We start from the raw sequence: 16,555 nt of genomic DNA, 5'->3' as shown, positions 1-16,555 counted from the left end.
GTGTGCCGGGGCCGTCCCGTGTCCGCGGCCTAGCGCGCGCGCCGGGCCAGCCCGCGCCACGGCGTGAAGGTGAAGACCGCGCCGCCGAGGAGGATCACCGTGCCGGCGACGAGGCCGAGGGCGCGCAGCGCGCCGTCCCCCTCCGCGCCGGTCTCGGCGAGGTTCCCGCCGCCGCCCGGGCCGTTGCCCCCGTTGCCGTCGCCTCCGTCGCCGTCCGAGCCGCCGTTGTCCGATCCTCCGTTGTCGGAGGAGCCGGAGGCGCCGCCGGACTGCTTGGCGGTGTCCAGGGTGAGGGAGGCGGCGACCGCGCCCTTCACCTGGCAGGGGATCTTGATCGGGTCGGCGCCCGCGGCGAGGACCACCGAGATGGTGAGCGTGCCCGGGGAGAGCGTCGCCTTGCCGGTGGCGCCCGGGCGGTAGGTGCCCTTCATGTCGGTGAGGCTCACCGGGTCGTTCATCTTGAGCGCGGTGGGGTTGGGCGCGCCGGTGACCTTGACGGTTCCGCCGTCGTCCCCGCCGATCCTGATGTCCATGGTGGGCGTCAGGGCCTTCGCGGGCAGCGGGGCCGGGCTGTTCATGACGTTCTTGGCCGTCTTGACCGTGAGGTCGTAGGCGCCGCCGTTCTTCCGGGCGCTGATGGTGACCTTGGAGTCGATCGTGGCCGGGCCGGGGGACGTACAGGTGAAGGCCACCGCGACCTCCTTGCCCGGGAAGTCGGTCTGCCCGCCCCCGGAGCCGCCGCCGTCGGAGCCCCCGGAGCCGGACCCGGAGCCCGAGCCGCTGCCGGAGCCCGAGCCGCCCCCGCCGTCGGTCACCTTGATCGTGGCGCCGACCGGGACCTGCTGCTTCGGCGTGCACGTGGTGTCCGTGGACATCGGCTTCGACACGTTGATCGTGTAGGCGTCGGGCGTCAGGGTGACGTCGCCGGCCTCGGTCAGCTTCAGGGTGCCCTTCATCTCGGGCAGCTTCATGTCGGTGTTCTTGGGGATCGGCGGGTTCTGCCGGGGGCCCGTCATGGAGACCGTGCCGCTCTGCGCCCCGCCGACCTTCATGGTGCCGGTCGGCTTGACGGTGTTCTCGCCCAGGTCGATGAAGCCCGGGTTCTTGGAGGCGGGCTTCACGGTCTTCCAGACGACCTCGACGGTGTCGCCGACCTTCGCGGTCGCGGGCGCGGTGACCAGCACGGTGGTGGTGCCCTGGACCGGCGGGAGGCCGGAGATCGACGGCGGGATGCACTCCGTCGCGAACGAGATCTGGGCGGCCCGGGCGGGGCCGGCGGACAGCAGGATCCCCGCACCGCCCAGCATCAGCGCGACCCCGGCCGCGATCGTCCTCCGTTGCGTGCTCACGAATGTCCCTTCGTCGTCGGACTGTTCTCGGACGGTGCGGAGTCGGGGAGGAACCACGGCAGGACCGCGGTCGTCCCGGGGCCGTCCGCGTCCGCCGGTACGGGGACGGGGACGGAGTGGCGGTTCCGGCCGCCGGCCCGGTCGACGAGGACCATGCCGATCCGGAAGAGGGCGGCGGGCACCACCACGGCGAGCAGGGCCCAGAAGAGGACCACTCCCCAGGGGCGGCCCACCCGCCAGGGCTGTTCGGCCAGCAGTTTCCCGCCGTAGGAGACGGAGACCCGGTGGTCGCCGTGGGCTCCGGCGGGGAGCTCGACCTCCAGCTCGATGCGGGCCTTCTGCCCCGGCGCGATGGTGCCGCTCCACCGGTGCTCCTCGTCGGTGGGGGCGAGGACGCCGCGGGCGGTGCCGACCGTGAAGACCGGGTCGCGGACGGGCGCGGTGCCGAGGTTCCCGACGGTGAGGACGAGGGTGCGGGCCGGTGGCGCGCCGAACCAGGTCAGCACGCCTCCGGAGCCGTCGAGCCGGGCGGCGGTGAGGACGGCGAGCCGCCCGTCGCCGGCGGCGTCGGGGAGCGGGGCGGTGGCGTGCCCGGCGACGGCGAGGGCCGCGTCGACGACGTCCTGCTGTCCGGTGACGCCGGAGACGTGGACGACGCAGGGGCAGGGCCGGGGCGGGGCGACGACCGGCAGTTTGACGCTGAAGGCGCCGCGCGGGTCGACGGTGGCGGCCCGGCCGTCGGTGTTGGCGCAGGAGTTGGTGCCGCCGACGACGCCTTTCTCCGGGGTGCCCTGGCCGCAGAGCAGCACCATCAGCAGCGCGCCGGCCTTCCAGCCGGTGCCGCTGACGGTGATCTCGCCGCCCTTGGCCGCCTCGTTCTGCGAGACGGCCACGGCGGGGTCGCCCTCGGCGGGGGCGGGGTGCGCGGGCACGGCGGGGAGCAGGGCGAGGGCGAGGGCCGTGAGCAGCGCGGCCAGGGCCGCACGGGCGCGGGGGGCGGCCGGTCTCATGCGGGTGCTCCCTTCGTGCGCCGCCGGTCCCGGTCCCGGCGCCGGACCGCGCGGGCCGCGCCGCCCGCCGCCGCGAGCAGCACCGCGGCGGCGGAGGCGAGGGCGGGCCCGGAGGCGAAGACGGTCTCGGCGGTGGCGGTGGCGGGGGTGGCTCCCGGGGCGGTTGCGGTGAGCCGGACGGTGACGGAGTCGAGCGCGGGCGGGTCGGGCCAGGGCGCGGTGCGGGCGGCGCGCTCGCCGGGGCGCAGGGTGAGCGGCAGGGCCTGGCCGGGGCGGTCGAGGAGGGTGCCGAGGAGGCCGTCGGCGCGGACGGCGAGGCGGGGCCGGTCGAGGACGGTGCTGCCGCGGTTGACGAGGGTGTAGTGGAGGGTGCCGGTGGCGCGGTCGACCCGGGCGTCCTCGACGGTGAGGGCGGCGAGCCGCGGGCCGCTGACCTTCAGCCGGAGGTCGACGTCGGTCCGCCGGCCGCCGGCCGAGGCCCGTACCGTGCCGCGGTGTTCGCCGGGCGGGGTGGCGGCGGTGAGCGTGACGGCGAAGGGCACGTCGGCGCGGGTGCGGGCGGGCACGGTGACGGTGCGGGCGGCGAAGGCGACGGCGGCGGGGCCCTCGCCGGTGAGGGTGACGGTGAGCGGGCGGGCGCCGGGGTTGGTGACGGAGAGGGTGTCCTCCAGGACGCTGCCGGCCGGTCCTTCGAGGTAGGCGTAGGGCCGTCCGGCGGCGGGGGCCGCGGTCCACCCGTCGGGCGCGGGGGGCGCGGCGGCGAGCGTGCCGAGGACGGCGGCGGCGGCGAGGAGCGCGTACCGGGCCCTGGTCACGGGCGGGCCGGACGGGTGCGGGTACGGCGGGTGAGCCAGAGGAGTCCGCCGACGCCGCCGAGGAGGACGGTGCCGCCGAGGGTGGCGAGGGCGGTGGTGGTGGGGAGGCCGCCGGTCCTGGGCAGTTCGCCGCCGGGCAGGCCGTCGGCCCCGTCGGTCCCCCCGGGGTCCGCGGGGGGCTCCTCGTCCTGTCCGGGGAGGCCGGTGACGGTGAGCGCGAGGGAGGGGGCGGGCTTGTTCGCGGCGGTGCAGACGGCGGCGTCCATGCCGAGGGCGTGGACGGTGAGCAGTCCGGCGGTGAAGGTGACCGTGCCGTTGCGCTTCGGCGTGTAGGTGCCGGTGAGGGTGCCGATCCTGATCGGGGTGAAGGCGGGGATGGCGGCGGCGTTGGGGGTGCCGGTGACCTTGACGGTGCCCCGGTCGTCGCCGCCGAGGACCAGGTCGGCTCGGGGGGTCATGACGCCCTTGGGGAGTTCGACGGGGCTGTCGGAGACGCCCTTGTCGAAGGTCATGGTGAGCGTGTAGGCGTCGCCCTTCCGCTCGGCCGTGATGTCCACGGGGGAGACGGCGCCGCGGTCGCCGATCTTGGTCGTGCACGCGTAGGTCACGTCGACGACCTCGGCGCGGGCGGCGGGCGCGGCGGCCAGGCCGGCCGGTGCCCAGACCGCGACGGCGGCCGTGAGCACGGCGGCCGTCCTCCTCCGGTTCGGCTTCCTGTCCACCCTCGACCCCTCACCGCAATTTCCTGACGTCCCATCAGATTGGGCGTCAAGGTACGCCCGGGGCCGTACGGAGGGAAGAAGGGCGACGGTGAAAGTCCTGCGGTGCCCGCGCCGGGAACGCGGGCGACCCTCAGGCGGGAGAGGAGAGTTCGGCCCAGACCGTCTTGCCGGGGGCGCCCGGGATCCGCTCGATGCCCCAGTCCAGGCAGAGCCGCTGGACGATGAACATGCCGTGTCCGCCGGGGCGTCCGGCCCGGTGCGGGGTGCGCGGCGCGGGCTGCCCCGCGCCGCGGTCGGTGACCTCCAGGCGGACGGAACGGGTGAGGCGGACCACCCGGAGCCGCTCGGGGCCCTCGGCGTGCAGGCAGGCGTTGGTGACGAGTTCGGAGACGACCAGCAGGACGTCCTCGGCGGCGGCGCGGCGGTCGGCGGTGGCGGCGGGCAGCCAGCCCCACTCGGTCAGCGCGGTCCGGGTGAAGTCTCGGGCGAGCGGGACCGTGCCGCTGGTCTCGCCGAGCGCGAGCGTACGGACGTCGGAAGCCTGGTCCATCATCACTTCACCTCACCGGTCGACGAGACAGCAGGGGCAGGGGGCGGGGGGCGGGGGGCGGCGCGCGGGTGGCCCGGCGTCAGCCCGATCCGGGGAGGGCCGTGGCGAGGGTGTCGTGCACGGTGAAGACGGCCTCCGCGCCGGTGATCCGGAAGACCCGGGCCACCGCGGGCCGCATGGCCACGAGGTGGACCCCGCCGCCGGCGGCCTCGGCCCGGAGCCGTGCCGAGAGCAGCACGTTGAGCCCGGTCGAGTCGCAGAAGCCGAGCCCCGCGCAGTCCACGACGAGCCGGACGCGGCCGGCGTCGAGGGCCGCGTCGAGCGGGACCCTCAGCAGTTCGGCGGTGTGGTGATCGAGCTCACCCACCGGTACGAGGAGTTCCGCTTCGCCGTCCACGGCCCTTGCCTCGACCCGCAGGCGCTCGGGCTGCTGCGCACTGCCGATGTGCTGGCGATCCATGGTCGGGTCCCTCCTCGCTCGACTTGCCAGGAACCCTACTAGGGGGGCGCCTTCCGGCGCACACGAGGCCACCGCAAAGCGCCCATAACGGATTATTGGCACTTGCAACGATCACCGCCGAGCGGGTAGGGCTAGAGGTGACACCCGATTCAGCCGGCCTGGAGGCACCGCACACCGCACCGGACACCCACCCCTGGAGGAGACCCATGTCACCCCGGCTCGACGCCACGCGCACCCCCACCGCGCCGTCGACAGCACGCCTTCCCCGTCCCGCCGACCCCACACCCGCGCCGCACCCGGCGCTCGACGGCCCCCTCGACCGGGTCGCCCCCGCCGACGCGCGGGCCCTCTCGAAGGACCTCTTCGCCCGGCTCGCCGTGCTGGAGGAAGGCACCCACGAGTACGCGTACGTCCGTAACACCCTCGTCGAACTCAACCTGGCCCTGGTCCGCTTCGCCGCCGCCCGCTTCGGCACCCGCAGCGAGCCCATGGAGGACATCGTCCAGGTCGGCACCATCGGCCTCATCAAGGCCATCGACCGCTTCGAGCTCTCCCGCGGAGTGGAGTTCCCCACCTTCGCGATGCCGACGATCATCGGCGAGATCAAGCGCTTCTTCCGCGACACCTCCTGGTCCGTGCACGTGCCCCGCAGGCTCCAGGAGCTCCGCCTCGACCTGGCCCGGGCCGGCGACGCGCTCTCCCAGCGCCTCGACCGGGCGCCCACCGTCGCCGAACTCGCCGCCGAACTCGGACGCACCGAGGACGAGGTCGTCGAGGGCATGGCCGCCAGCAACGCCTACACCGCCGCCTCCCTCGACGCCCAGACCGAGGACGACGACCACGGGCAGAACGACACCACCCTCGCCGACCGGCTCGGCTACGAGGACCACGGCCTGACCGGCATCGAGTACATCGCCTCCCTCAAGCCGATGATCGCCTCGCTGCCCGAACGCGAACGGCTCATCCTCTCCCTGCGGTTCGTCACCGGACTCACCCAGTCGGAGATCGGCGCCGAGCTCGGCATCTCCCAGATGCACGTCTCCCGGCTGCTCTCCCGCACCCTCGCCAGGCTGCGCCGCGGCCTGACCCTGGAGGAATGACCGCCTCTCTGGAGGAACCGCCCCCACCGGCTCCCCCGAACCGCCAAAATGGCGACGGAAAGGGCCCGTTCACGGTCGATCGACCCGGACGGGCCCTTCCGCGCGAGCACGGCGGGGAGGCCGGCCGGACCGTTGTTGACGGACCGTCCGGAATGGGCGACATTGAGCCCGGGGATTCAGGGGGGAATCTGTCATGGTTTCTGCGTACGCGGAGCTGGAAGAACACATGCGCGCACGGCTGGGCGGCCGCGCGTGCCTCCACGTGCCGTCCTGCCGCCTCGGCCTCTACCTCGCGCTGCGCCGCTGGTGCCCGCCCGGCGGCCGGGTGCTGATGTCGCCCGTCAACGACGACGTCATCTTCTTCGTGGTGCTCGCCGCCGGACTCCGCCCCGTCCAGGCCCCGCTCGACCCGCGCGACGGCTCCCTCGACCCGGCCGCCGTGCCCGACTCCGTCTGGTCCGGGCTCTCCGCCGTCCTCACCACCAACCTGTACGGCAACCCCGACCCGGCACCCGAACTGCGCGCCCGCTGCGACCGGCTCGGCATCCCCCTCCTGGAGGACGCCGCCCACGCCGTCGGCACCACCGTCGGCGGCCGCCCCGTCGGCACCTGGGGCGACGCCTCCGTCTTCAGCCTCTCCAAGCACACCGGCGCCAAGACCGGGGGCTTCCTCTCCGTCGCCGACCCGGCGGAGCGCGACGCCCTCGCCGCCGAACGGGACGCCCTGCTGCGCCCCGCCCGGCTCGCGAAGGAGATCGCCTACCTGCTCCGCCCCCACGCCGAGTCCGCCGCCCGCGGACTGCGCCTGGCCCGGCCCGCGCACGCCGCCCTGCGCGCCGCCGGCCTGCACGAACGGCCGGGGATCCGGATGCCGCTACGCCCCGACGAGCTGACCCGGGCGCTCGGCGCGGCACCCGCCCTCGATCCCTTCGACTCCTGGATACGGGTCGACATGCACACCTACCGGCTCCGCCCCGGCGCCGCCCGGCTCGCCCGCACCCGCCGCAGGCTCGCCGCCCTCGACACCGTCCTCGACGCCCACCGCGCCGGCACCGCCCGCCTCCTCGCGAGCGAGTACTCCGGCCGGGGCCTCCCCGCCGGCGGCGAGGTCCCGCCGCTCTTCCGGGTGCCGCTCCTGGTCGAGGACCGGGACGCCGCCGTCGCCGCGCTCGCCCGCCGCCGGATCACCGTCGGCTACCTCTACGACCCGCCGCTCGACGCCTACGCCGGGGAGGCCTTCACCGACCCCTCCCCCGCCCCGGAGGGCGCCGCCTGGTTCGCCCGGCACGCCCTGCCCGTGGACCCGCGCCGCGCCGACGAGGCGCTCGCCGCGCTGCGCGCCCGCGGAGCCCGCCCCGCCGTCCCCTCGCCCGCCCTCGGCGGCGCCCGGTGACCGAGACCGTACGGACCCGGGGCGCCGACCCGGACGCCCCGGGGCAGCCCGGCGGCGGGACCACCGAGGCGAAGGGCGGCGACGGCGGCTCCACCGGCGAGGACTCGCTCTTCCGCAACGCCTACGCCCTCATGCTCTCCACCGGCGTCTCCGCCGCCCTCGGCCTCGGCTTCTGGCTGGTCGCCGCCCGCTACTACACGGAGGAGGCCGTCGGGCAGGGCTCCGCCGCCATCGCCGCCCAGCGGATGCTCGCCTCCATCACCGCGACCACCCTCTCCGGCGCGGTCGTCCGCTACGTCCCCCGGGCCGGCCGCGCCACCGGCCCGCTCGTGGTCCGCCTCTACCTGCTCAGCACGGTCGTGGTGGCCGCCGCCTCCGGGATCTTCCTGCTCACCCTGGACTGGTGGGGACCCTCGTACGCCCCGCTCGGCACCCTCTCCGCCGGGATCTTCTTCGCCCTCTCCTCCGTCGGCTGGGCGCTGCTCACCCTCCAGGACGGGGTCCTCACCGGCCTGCGGAAGGCCTTCTGGGTGCCGGTGGGCAACGCCGTCTTCTCCGTCGGCAAGCTGGTCCTGCTCGTCGTCCTCGCCGCCGCCCTGCCCGTCCTCGGCGTCTTCGTCTCCTGGGCCGCGGCGATCGCGCTCTCCACGATCCCGCTGGCCTGGCTGGTCTTCCGCCGGCTCATCCCGCAGCAGGCCCGCGCCGACCGGGACCGCGAGCCCCCCACGTACCGCGAGATCGGGCGGTTCGTCGCCGGGGACGCGGTCGGCGCCTTCTTCAGCCTCGTCATGATCAGCCTGCTGCCGGTCATGGTCGCGGTCCGCTTCGACGCCGCGCACAACGCCTTCTTCTACACGGCGTACACCGTCGGCGGCACCATGGAGTTCATGGCCATCAACATGGCCTCCTCGCTCACCGCGCACGCCTCCCACAGTCCCGAGTCCCTCGCCGAGGGGGTCCGGGGCGCGCTGCGCCGGATGGTGCTGCTGCTCGTCCCGGTCGTCCTCGTCCTGGTCCTCTTCGCGCCGCTGATCCTCGCCCCCTTCGGCCAGGGGTACACCGACAACGGCTCCACGGTGCTGCGGCTGCTCGCCGCCGGCGCGCTCCCCCGGGTCGCCGTGGAGCTGTACATCGGCGTCCTGCGCGTCCAGGGCCGCACCGGCGTGCTCGCCGCCGTCCAGGCCGGCATGTGCGTCCTGGTGCTGGGCAGCGCGGCCGTGCTGCTCGGCCCGTACGGCATCAGCGGGGCGGGCTGGGCGGTCCTCGGCGGGATGACGGTGATGGGCCTGGTGTGCGTGCCGGGACTGCGCGCGGTGCTGAGGGGCCGGACCGCGCGGGGCGGACCGACGGCACAGGACGCCTCCCCCGCCGCCGACACCGCCGCCGCCGCGGCCGCCGCCCCCTACGACGACGACTACTACGGCACCAACTGGGCCCGGCAGAGCGCCTACCTGCGCACCACCGCGGCCCAGGACACGGTGACGCCCGCGTTCGGCATCCCGGTGTTCGTGCCCCGGCCCCACCCGCCCGCACCCGCCCCGGCCCGCCGGACGGCACCGCCGCCCCCGCCGCCCCCGCCGGCGCGGGACCGGTCGGGGCCCGTCCGGTGGGCGCTGCTCGGGGTGGCGGCGGTGGCCTTCTGGCTGCCGCTGGCGGTCGCCGAGCCGCTCGGCCCGGACCCGCTGTCCGGCACGGAGCTGCTGACCGCGCTGCCGGCGCCGACCCTGGCGGCCGGTCTCGCGCTGGTCGCGCTCCTGGGCGCGGCGGTCGTGCCGCGCGCCTTCCACGGCGGCTACGCGGCGGCCGTGCTGCTGGCCACCTTCCTGGCCCTGCACTCCGCGCCGCCGCTGCTCGGCCTGCTCCCGCCGGTCGCCGCGGGCCCGGGCGCGGAGCTCCTCGGCACGGGCCCGGCGGCCCGGGCGGCGCCGGTGGTGGCGCAGGCCCTGTGCCTGCTGGTCGCCGCCGCGCTGCTGCGGGTGCTGGGGGCCCGCGGGCGGACCACGGCCGGGGTGGTGTGGGTGCTGGTGTGGGCCGGCTGGGCGGGGCAGCAGTTCCTCGCCGGGGCCCCCCTCCCGCCGCTCCTCGGCCTCGCCGGCATCACCATGGCGGCGTACGCGATCCGGGGCCTGCGCGCCTGAGTCAGCGCTCGGGCAGCGGCTGCCTGAACCACGGGGCCCGCCCGGCGGTCCGGTATCCCTCCAGTGCCGGACCGGAGTTCACCGTGAGGTCGCACCCGGGCCCCGGCACGGCCCGGTTCCAGTGCACGTACGCCTTGGCCTCCGGCAGGCTCGGCGCGACCTCCGGGATCTTCTCGTACCACTCGCGCTGCCGTTCGGGGCGGTCCGGGTCGGGGGCGGTGGAGAACTCGGAGAACATGATCGGCTTGTCGGCGGAGACGTTCTTCCTCAGCCAGTCGTAGCCCGGGCGCTGGCTCTTCTCGAAGTCCAGCCAGTCGGGCGACTTGTGGCAGAGGTAGTAGTTGTACTGGTCCATGCCGATCCAGTCGACGTAGGCGTCGCCCGGGTAGAGCGCCTTCATCGTGGCGGCGTTCCCGGTCCAGCCGGAGACGGTCCACACCCACACCACGTTGGTGACGCCGAGCTCGCGGAAGCGGTCGTGGAGGTGGCGATAGGCGGCGACGTACTCCTCGGGGGTGCCCGCGCCCTCCGGGATCCGGAAGTCGGCCTCCTGGTCGAAGGAGAAGAAGACCCGCTTGCCGTACTCCTTGAGGCGCCGGGCCTGCGGGTCGATGACGGAGGCGTCGTAGCGGCCGGAGGCGATGTTCTTCCAGCCGAGCTGCTTCTCGGTCCAGTTGGCGTGGTGCTTCTCGGTCCAGACCGTGGACTCCCAGGCGAGCATCAGGAGCCGGTCCCGGCCGAGCTCCACCTCGTCGGGGGTGAGCAGGGTGCCGTCCTCGGGACTCCCGGACATGTCGTGGTACGTGTAGACGAGGTCCAGCCTGCGGCCGATCCTCTCCTCGAAGGCGTACACCGGCCGGGTCAGCGAGCTGTCCGCGTCGTGCGGAACGTAGGCGCCCCACCAGGCCCCGCACGGCGCCACCAGGCGGGCGTCGGGGAGACAGCGGTCGTCGTCCTCGCCGAGGGCCGCCCACACCCCGATCCCGGCGGTCAGCGCCCCGGCGGCCGCGAGCGCCACCGCGATCCGGCCGGTGGCTCCGCCGCCCCGCGTGTGCCGCCCGTTCACCCGGTGCCGTCCCGACCCCGTTCGCGGAACCGGAAGGCGGTGCCGGCCGGCCGCGCGTCCGGCCCGGGCTCCTCGGGGCCGGAGCCGGCGGCGGGCAGCGGCACGCCGGGCAGCAGGGCGGCCACGGTGACGAAGCCGGCCAGGATCCCGAGGAAGGCGCCGACCGAGAAGGCGGCGGCGAGGAAGAGCCCGGTGGCGGTGAGCGTGGCCAGGGAGAGGCTGAGCGGGGCGGCGAAGGCGAAGAGCTCCAGGCCGGCGCCGGGGCGCGGGGCGGCCGGCCGCGGGAGCAGCAGGGCGAGGCCGGGCGCGAGACCGACGAAGGCGAGGACGGGGATCCAGCGCAGCGGCGAGCCGCCGGGCAGGGCGGTGACGGCGAGCGCGACCCAGCCGGAGGCGGCGAGGGCGGCTCTGCTGCGCGCGAGCGGGGTCGTCAGGCGTGGGCGGGCCATGGTGTGCCGGCTCCTTCGGTCGGGTCGGTGCGGGCGGGGCGGCGGGGTCGGGGCGGCGGGGCGGACCCGGCCGGTGGCGAGGTCTGCCGGTGGCGGGCCCGGCCGGTGGCGGGTTCAGCCGGTGGTGGTGGGCCGGTAGCGCAGCACGACCCCGAACCGGCTCTCCTCGACCACCGCGAAGAGCGGGGACTTCTTCAGGGAGTCGGTCAGGGTGGCGAAGCCGCCCGGCGGCAGGTAGCCCTCACCGATGACGGCCTCGGCCTGGGTGGGCGTGAGGATCACGTAGGCGGGGCGCCCGGCGGGGATGCCGCCGGCGAGGTAGCCCGCCGGGTCCTTCAGCATCCGCAGGTTCTCGTCGACCTCCTGCTCGGTGAAGAACCAGCGCTCGTAGCGGTCGTAGCGGTAGTACGCGTCGGTGAAGGCGCCGGTCGCGGCGAGGACCAGCGCGCCCTCGGGGGCCCGGTCGAAGGCGCGGCGGGTGAGCTCGATCTCGCCCGGCTGGACGTAGTGCATGCCCTCCTTGCCGTAGTACGAGGGCAGGAAGCCGGCCAGCATGGCGACCAGGGCGAGGGGCAGGGCGACGACGGCGGCCCGGCGGGCGGCGAGCGCGGCCCGGCTCGCGGCCCCGGCGGCGGGCACGATCGCGGCGGCGGCGAAGAAGGCGGCGCCGGGCAGGCCGAAGAGGTAGACCCGGAAGATCATCTCGCCGCCGTAGTCGTTGACGGCGACGAGCGGGGCGGAGGCGCCGGCGGCGAGGATCAGCGGCAGGGCGCTGCGGGCCAGCCGGCGGCGGAGCAGGACGGCCGCGACGGCGAGCCCGCCGAGGACGAGGATCATCAGGACGTTGGCGTTGCCGACCAGCTCCGGGCCGGGCCCGGTGGGGTCGCCGGCGAAGCCGGGGCGGGAGTTGCCGAGCAGGTCGCCGAGCTTCTCCCGGAGGGTGGCGAGGGTGCCGAGGAAGAGCTCCCGGCCCATGGTCAGGTACCAGGCCAGCATGAGGGCGCCGGAGACGGCGAGCAGCCCGAGGTTGCGGTAGCGGCGGGTGAGGCAGAGCGCCGCCAGGGTCATGCAGAGCATGAGCGGGGTGAGCTGGTGCGAGGCGTTGACGGCGGCGACGACCGGGACCAGGAGGACGACGGCGACGGCCCGCCGGCGGGCGGTGGTGGCCGGCGGGACGGCGGCTGCGGCCGGGTCGAGGAAGGCGCGGTCGCGCAGCGGTCCGGCCGAGCCGGGCCGCACGAAGTGGCGGACGACGACGGCGAGGACGGTCAGGTACAGCAGGTAGGAGAAGCCCTGCGGGGAGAGGTAGTCCTGGCCCACCCAGTTCGCCAGCTGGAAGATCCACACGGCGGTCCAGACGAGCCGCCAGTCGTCGCTGAAGGTGCGGTAGACGAGCAGCAGCAGGGGCAGGGTGAGCAGCCCGAGGACGACCGGCGCCCAGTTGATGAAGGAGGCGGCGGCCTCGACGCCGAAGGCCCGGACGAGGGCGGCGTCGAGGGCGAAGAAGCCGGGCCACTGGTCGTAGGCGGACATGCCGCCGGTCAGCTCGGCGCCGGGGTGGACGGTGCCCTCGGCGAGGAGCCGGGTGATGATCGCGTCGTGCTTCGAGGCCCAGGCGTAGCGGACGGTGTCGTAGAGGATCGCGGGCGGCGCCTTGAGGGCGAAGAGCATGGCCACGCTGTAGACGGCGGGCCAGGCGGGCGCGGTGCCGGCACGGCGGAGGGTGAGGACGAAGCCGAGGGTGAGGACGACCAGCGAGGCGTAGAAGGAGACCGGGAAGCGGTCGAGGAGGCCGAACTCGTCGATGCTCCGGAAGCCGATCCGGGACAGCGACCAGAGCCAGAGCGCCGCGGCCACGAGCAGCGGGGCGAGGGCGAGGGCGGCCGGGCCGCGGAGCGCGGCGAGGCCCCGGGCGGTGCCCGCGGGCGGGCGGGGCGGCGCGGCGCCGGCCGGATCCTCCGGGGCGGGCGGGGTGCCGGCCGGTTCCTCCGCGCGGGGCGGCGCGGCGCCGGCCGGATCATCCGGGGTGCCGGCCGGTTCCTCCGGGCGGGGTGGCGCGGTGTCGGCCGTGGCCGTGGCCGCCCCCTGCTCCCGGCCGTCCGGCCCGGTCCCCTCGCTCACCGCTCTCGACTCCTGGTCGTGCTGCACGAAGCCCTCTCCCCCCACGGTCCCCTGTGACGAAGCAAGGGAACGTACTTCGGTTCTGCGCGGTGGCACAACTCCCGCCGCGGCGACGATTCCTGACGATCCGGAAAACCGCTCAGCCCGCGAACTCGGGCCCCTTCACCCGTGCCCGGGCCCTGCGGTAGAGGCGCCAGCCGACGGTGGGGAGCGAGTCGGGGTACGGGGCGGAGCGGGCGCCCGTGCCCTCCATCCAGGCCTCGACGTCGGCGGCGGTGTGGCTCCGCCGGACGATGAGCCGGGCGATCCGGAAGAGCTCGTCGGTCCGGGAGCTGAGCGCGTGCCGGACGGCGACGGCGGAGGCGTAGCCGGCGGCCTTCGCGGCCCGGCGGACGGCGGGGCTGTTGTAGCCGTGCGGATAGGCGAGGTGGCGCACCTCGTGGCCGAGGACGTCCTCCAGCTCCGCCTTGGAGTCGCGCAGTTCGGAGCGGAGCGCGGCCGGCCGGAGGGTGTCGAGCTGGGGGTGGCTGACGGTGTGGCCGCCGACCTCCATGCCGTACTCCTCCAGGCGCGGGGCCTGGTCCAGGGTCATCATCGGCGCGGGCGGCAGCAGGCAGGGCCGGCCGGGGGCGAGGGCGCCGGTGGTCAGGTAGGCGGTGGCGGGCAGCGCGCGGGCGGCGAGCGCCTCCGCGGTGGGCCCGGCGAGGTCGGCGAAGCCGTCGTCGAAGGTGAGGACGACGGGCCGGGGCGGCAGCGGGGTGCCGGCGGCGAGGTGGCCGACGAGCGCGCCGACGGTGAGGGGGGTGCGGCCGCTTCCGGTGACGGCGTCCAGGTGCGAGGCGAACTGCCTCGGGGTGACGGTGAACTCGGCGATCCAGGACGGCGGGTCGTCCATCACCGGGTGGTAGAGGAGGACCGGTATGCGGGTGTGCGCGGGGGCGCCGTTCATCGGGGGGCTCCCGGGGAGAGACGCGCCTTGAGGTAGCCGACGGGGCCGTAGAGCATGCCGCGGCGTTCGAGGCGGGAGAGGGACGTGGGCCAGGGGTGGTGCCGGGTGCCGTGCTCGCCGGGCACGCCGTCGCCGTCGGCCGCGCCGCGTCCGGCCGTCATGGTCCGGGCGTGGGCGAGGCCGCGCGGCACCCGGGCGAGGAGCGCGGGCAGCAGGGCGGGACGGCGGACCAGCGTGGCGGTGAGGTACGCGGTGAGACCGGCGCCGTAGCCGTACGCCTGGTTCCTCAGGTCCTGCCAGGTCTCGCGGTGGTGGTGCCAGACGAGGGCGTCGGGGGTGTAGCGGAGCCGGTGCCCGGCGGCGAGGACGGCGACGAAGGCGTACAGGTCGTCGCCGCCCTTCGCCGGGGTCCCGGTGCCGGTGGCGGGGTCGAAGCCGCCCGCGCGGCGGAGCGCGGAGGCCCGGAAGGCCATGTTGGCGCCGGAGCCGAAGCTGCCCGCGGTGAACGGGAACAGCGGCTCGTCGGCGGGCGGCCGGGCCGGGTCGTACAGCCGGGGCGCGAAGCCCTTGGCGAAGCCGCCGTGGGACTCCAGGAGGATCTGGGCGGGGGTGGTGAGCCGGGCGGGCAGGATGAGGCCGGTGACGCAGCCGAGCCCGGGATCGGCGGCGAAGGGCGCGGCGAGCGCGCCCAGCCAGCGCGGGTCGGCGATCACGTCGTCGTCGGTGAAGGCCAGCACCTCGCCGCCGGCGGCGGCGACCCCGGCGTTGTGGGCGGCGGCCAGGCCGGGCCGGTCCTCCCGCACGTACCGCACCCGGCCCGCGTACTCCGTCGTCACCAGGTCGTGGGTGGCGGAGGTGGCGGGGGCGTTGTCGACGACGATCAGCTCGTGGTCGGGGTGGTCCTGGGCGAGCAGCGAGTCGAGCGCGCGGGCGAGGGAGGCGGGGCGCTCGCGGGTGGCGACGACCACGGAGGCGCGGGGCGGGACGACGTCCTCCGCCGGGCCCCGCGCCGCCGCGAGCCGTTCGGCGTCGGCGCGGGGCGCGGCGGATTCCGCGAGCCGTGCGGCCGCGAGCGCGGCGAGGACCCGGGCGGGGTCCTCGCCCTCCTCGTACCGGCCGAGGACGGTGGCGGCGGGGCGCCCGTCGACCCGGACGAGGGCGTAGACCTCGCCGGGGACGGGCTCGGGGGCGCCGGGGGCGGCGCGCAGGCCGACGGCGGCGCCGGACGCGTCGAGCTCCAGCTCGGCGACGGATATGGCGGGCTGCTGGTTCACGGGGTTCCCCCAGGGACGTACACCTGCGGCTACCGGTCGCCCTTGAGGCGGGCGACGGTGTTCAGGGCTTCTCGGGCGCGGGCCGCCAGGGCGGGGCGCTCGCGGACGTAGGCGTGGACCGCCCGGACCGGCTCGCGGCGCAGCCGGTGCAGGACGGTGCGCGGGTCGGGGCGGGTGACGGCGCCCTCGTGGACGGTGAGTTCGCCGGTCTTCAGGGAGTCCTTGTACTCGGCGGCGCCGCGCCCGAGGTCGAGCATGCCGATGCCCGCCTCCGCCGCGCCGGCGGCCATCCGCAGATGGAGGACGAGGCCCGGGGAGTACTTGGCGTACGCGGGGTCGTAGGCGGGGAACCAGCACGACAGGACGGTCGCCGAGCGCAGGCCGAAGTGGGCGGCGACGGGGCGGTCCCCGGCGTACAGCACGGACAGGACGCCGGAGCAGCCGGGCGCGCGCTGCTCGTGGAGCCGGCGGACCAGGGCGCTGATCCACTCCTGGGCGAAGCGGTCGCCGCGGCCGGTCCTGCGGTACTGGGCGGACTTCCACTCCATGAGGGTGCGCAGGGCGGCCGGGTCGCGCTCGTCGAAGACGAACCGCAGCTCGGCGCCGGACTGCCGGGCCAGCTTGCGGTCCTTGGCGAGGGTGGTCCTGAGGAACTTCGGCGACTGGACGCGCAGCAGCGCCTCGTAGGCCTCGTACCCCTCGCCGACGTCGATGACGGGCGAGGCGAAGGACTCGTCGGCGGCGCCCTCGAAGACGGGCTGCCCGGTCTCCAGGTTGTCGTACTCCCAGAGGACGAGGCCGCAGGCGCGGAGCAGCGCCCGTGCGCCGGGCCGCAGTCCGGGCCGGAAGATGCCGCCCTGGCTGTCGGAGACGCCGAAGCCGATGGCCCGGCCGCGCCCCAACGGGCCCTTCTCGTGGGGGAAGAAGCCGACGGGCTCGTCGCCCTCCCACCAGACGGCGACCCGCGAGCGGGGGCGTACGGCTCCGACGGCGAGGGTGAACTCCGGCTCCATGAAGGGGTTCGCGGGAGCACCGGACCCGGCCCGCAGCTCGCGCCACGCCTCGATCTCGCGCTCGCCCAGCTCCCCCGGCCGCACGACCCGCACCCGCCACGCACTCACCTAGCCGACCCCCCGGTCATCCCCCGAGCACCTTCTGG

Annotated in this window: 15 protein-coding genes; 3 read left to right on the top strand and 12 right to left on the bottom strand. The window is 75.8% G+C overall.

Going from position 1 to position 16,555, the window contains the following annotated elements; translation table 11 throughout:
• Positions 1–29 precede the first annotated feature (29 nt).
• The 6 genes from IE287_RS24245 to IE287_RS24220 all read right to left on the bottom strand — a co-directional run bounded on the left by IE287_RS24245 (position 30) and on the right by IE287_RS24220 (position 4,906).
• Positions 30–1,349: a hypothetical protein gene (locus IE287_RS24245; protein WP_229883686.1), complete on the bottom strand. Its 1,320-nt coding sequence runs from the start codon at positions 1,347–1,349 to the stop codon at positions 30–32.
• Positions 1,346–2,359: a hypothetical protein gene (locus tag IE287_RS24240; protein WP_189851277.1), complete on the bottom strand. Its 1,014-nt coding sequence runs from the start codon at positions 2,357–2,359 to the stop codon at positions 1,346–1,348. The genes IE287_RS24245 and IE287_RS24240 overlap by 4 nt, the downstream gene beginning before the upstream one ends.
• Positions 2,356–3,174, bottom strand: a complete 819-nt coding sequence (locus tag IE287_RS24235) for a COG1470 family protein (protein ID WP_189851276.1) — start codon at positions 3,172–3,174, stop codon at positions 2,356–2,358. The genes IE287_RS24240 and IE287_RS24235 overlap by 4 nt, the downstream gene beginning before the upstream one ends.
• Positions 3,171–3,860 (bottom strand): peptidase, encoded by a 690-nt coding sequence (locus IE287_RS24230; protein WP_229883685.1) that lies wholly within the window; start codon positions 3,858–3,860, stop codon positions 3,171–3,173. The genes IE287_RS24235 and IE287_RS24230 overlap by 4 nt, the downstream gene beginning before the upstream one ends.
• 166 nt (positions 3,861–4,026) lie before the next feature.
• Positions 4,027–4,446 (bottom strand): ATP-binding protein, encoded by a 420-nt coding sequence (locus IE287_RS24225; protein WP_189851298.1) that lies wholly within the window; start codon positions 4,444–4,446, stop codon positions 4,027–4,029.
• A 79-nt stretch (positions 4,447–4,525) separates the two neighbouring features.
• Positions 4,526–4,906, bottom strand: a complete 381-nt coding sequence (locus IE287_RS24220) for an STAS domain-containing protein (protein WP_189851274.1) — start codon at positions 4,904–4,906, stop codon at positions 4,526–4,528.
• 206 nt (positions 4,907–5,112) lie between these two features.
• Here IE287_RS24220 and IE287_RS24215 point away from each other — a divergent pair, with 206 nt between their 5' ends.
• From IE287_RS24215 to IE287_RS24205, 3 genes are all read left to right on the top strand, one after another.
• On the top strand, positions 5,113–6,006 hold the full coding sequence (locus IE287_RS24215) for an RNA polymerase sigma factor SigF (RefSeq protein ID WP_189851273.1): 894 nt from the start codon (positions 5,113–5,115) through the stop codon (positions 6,004–6,006).
• Between the two features lie 193 nt (positions 6,007–6,199).
• Entirely contained in the window at positions 6,200–7,399 is a 1,200-nt protein-coding gene (locus IE287_RS24210) for a DegT/DnrJ/EryC1/StrS family aminotransferase (RefSeq protein ID WP_189851272.1), read from the top strand.
• Positions 7,396–9,537 carry a lipopolysaccharide biosynthesis protein gene (locus tag IE287_RS24205; RefSeq protein WP_229883684.1) on the top strand — a complete coding sequence of 714 codons (2,142 nt, stop codon included), beginning with the start codon at positions 7,396–7,398 and terminating at the stop codon, positions 9,535–9,537. Before IE287_RS24210 ends, IE287_RS24205 begins: the two co-directional genes overlap by 4 nt.
• Before the next feature lies 1 nt (position 9,538).
• Here the strand turns inward: IE287_RS24205 and IE287_RS24200 are convergent, their stop codons facing one another.
• The 6 genes from IE287_RS24200 to IE287_RS24175 form a co-directional block, all read right to left on the bottom strand.
• Positions 9,539–10,603, bottom strand: a complete 1,065-nt coding sequence (locus IE287_RS24200) for a glycosyl hydrolase (RefSeq protein WP_229883683.1) — start codon at positions 10,601–10,603, stop codon at positions 9,539–9,541.
• Positions 10,600–11,052, bottom strand: a complete 453-nt coding sequence (locus tag IE287_RS24195; protein WP_229883691.1) for a hypothetical protein — start codon at positions 11,050–11,052, stop codon at positions 10,600–10,602. The genes IE287_RS24200 and IE287_RS24195 overlap by 4 nt, the downstream gene beginning before the upstream one ends.
• Before the next feature lie 114 nt (positions 11,053–11,166).
• Positions 11,167–13,200: a hypothetical protein gene (locus IE287_RS24190; RefSeq protein ID WP_189851271.1), complete on the bottom strand. Its 2,034-nt coding sequence runs from the start codon at positions 13,198–13,200 to the stop codon at positions 11,167–11,169.
• A gap of 112 nt (positions 13,201–13,312) precedes the next feature.
• On the bottom strand, positions 13,313–14,122 hold the full coding sequence (locus IE287_RS24185; RefSeq protein ID WP_229883682.1) for a polysaccharide deacetylase family protein: 810 nt from the start codon (positions 14,120–14,122) through the stop codon (positions 13,313–13,315).
• Positions 14,119–15,396 (bottom strand): glycosyltransferase family 2 protein, encoded by a 1,278-nt coding sequence (locus IE287_RS24180; protein ID WP_373307885.1) that lies wholly within the window; start codon positions 15,394–15,396, stop codon positions 14,119–14,121. The genes IE287_RS24185 and IE287_RS24180 overlap by 4 nt, the downstream gene beginning before the upstream one ends.
• 29 nt (positions 15,397–15,425) lie before the next feature.
• Positions 15,426–16,517, bottom strand: coding sequence for a GNAT family N-acetyltransferase (locus IE287_RS24175; RefSeq protein WP_189851270.1), 1,092 nt, complete (start codon positions 16,515–16,517; stop codon positions 15,426–15,428).
• Positions 16,518–16,555 lie beyond the last annotated feature (38 nt).

This window comes from Streptomyces omiyaensis, assembly GCF_014650895.1.
GTDB classification, from domain to species: Bacteria; Actinomycetota; Actinomycetes; order Streptomycetales; family Streptomycetaceae; genus Streptomyces; species Streptomyces omiyaensis.
The sequence above is the reverse complement of the archived record's forward strand: the minus strand, read 5'-3'. Positions and strand labels throughout refer to the sequence as shown.

Coding starts and splice junctions, on each gene's coding strand:
- IE287_RS24210 (WP_189851272.1), top strand. CDS start 6,200: ATGGTTTCTGCGTACGCGGAGCTGGAAGAACACATGCGCGCACGGCTG.
- IE287_RS24195 (WP_229883691.1), bottom strand. CDS start 11,052: ATGGCCCGCCCACGCCTGACGACCCCGCTCGCGCGCAGCAGAGCCGCC.
- IE287_RS24220 (WP_189851274.1), bottom strand. CDS start 4,906: ATGGATCGCCAGCACATCGGCAGTGCGCAGCAGCCCGAGCGCCTGCGG.
- IE287_RS24240 (WP_189851277.1), bottom strand. CDS start 2,359: ATGAGACCGGCCGCCCCCCGCGCCCGTGCGGCCCTGGCCGCGCTGCTC.
- IE287_RS24215 (WP_189851273.1), top strand. CDS start 5,113: ATGTCACCCCGGCTCGACGCCACGCGCACCCCCACCGCGCCGTCGACA.
- IE287_RS24225 (WP_189851298.1), bottom strand. CDS start 4,446: ATGGACCAGGCTTCCGACGTCCGTACGCTCGCGCTCGGCGAGACCAGC.
- IE287_RS24185 (WP_229883682.1), bottom strand. CDS start 14,122: ATGAACGGCGCCCCCGCGCACACCCGCATACCGGTCCTCCTCTACCAC.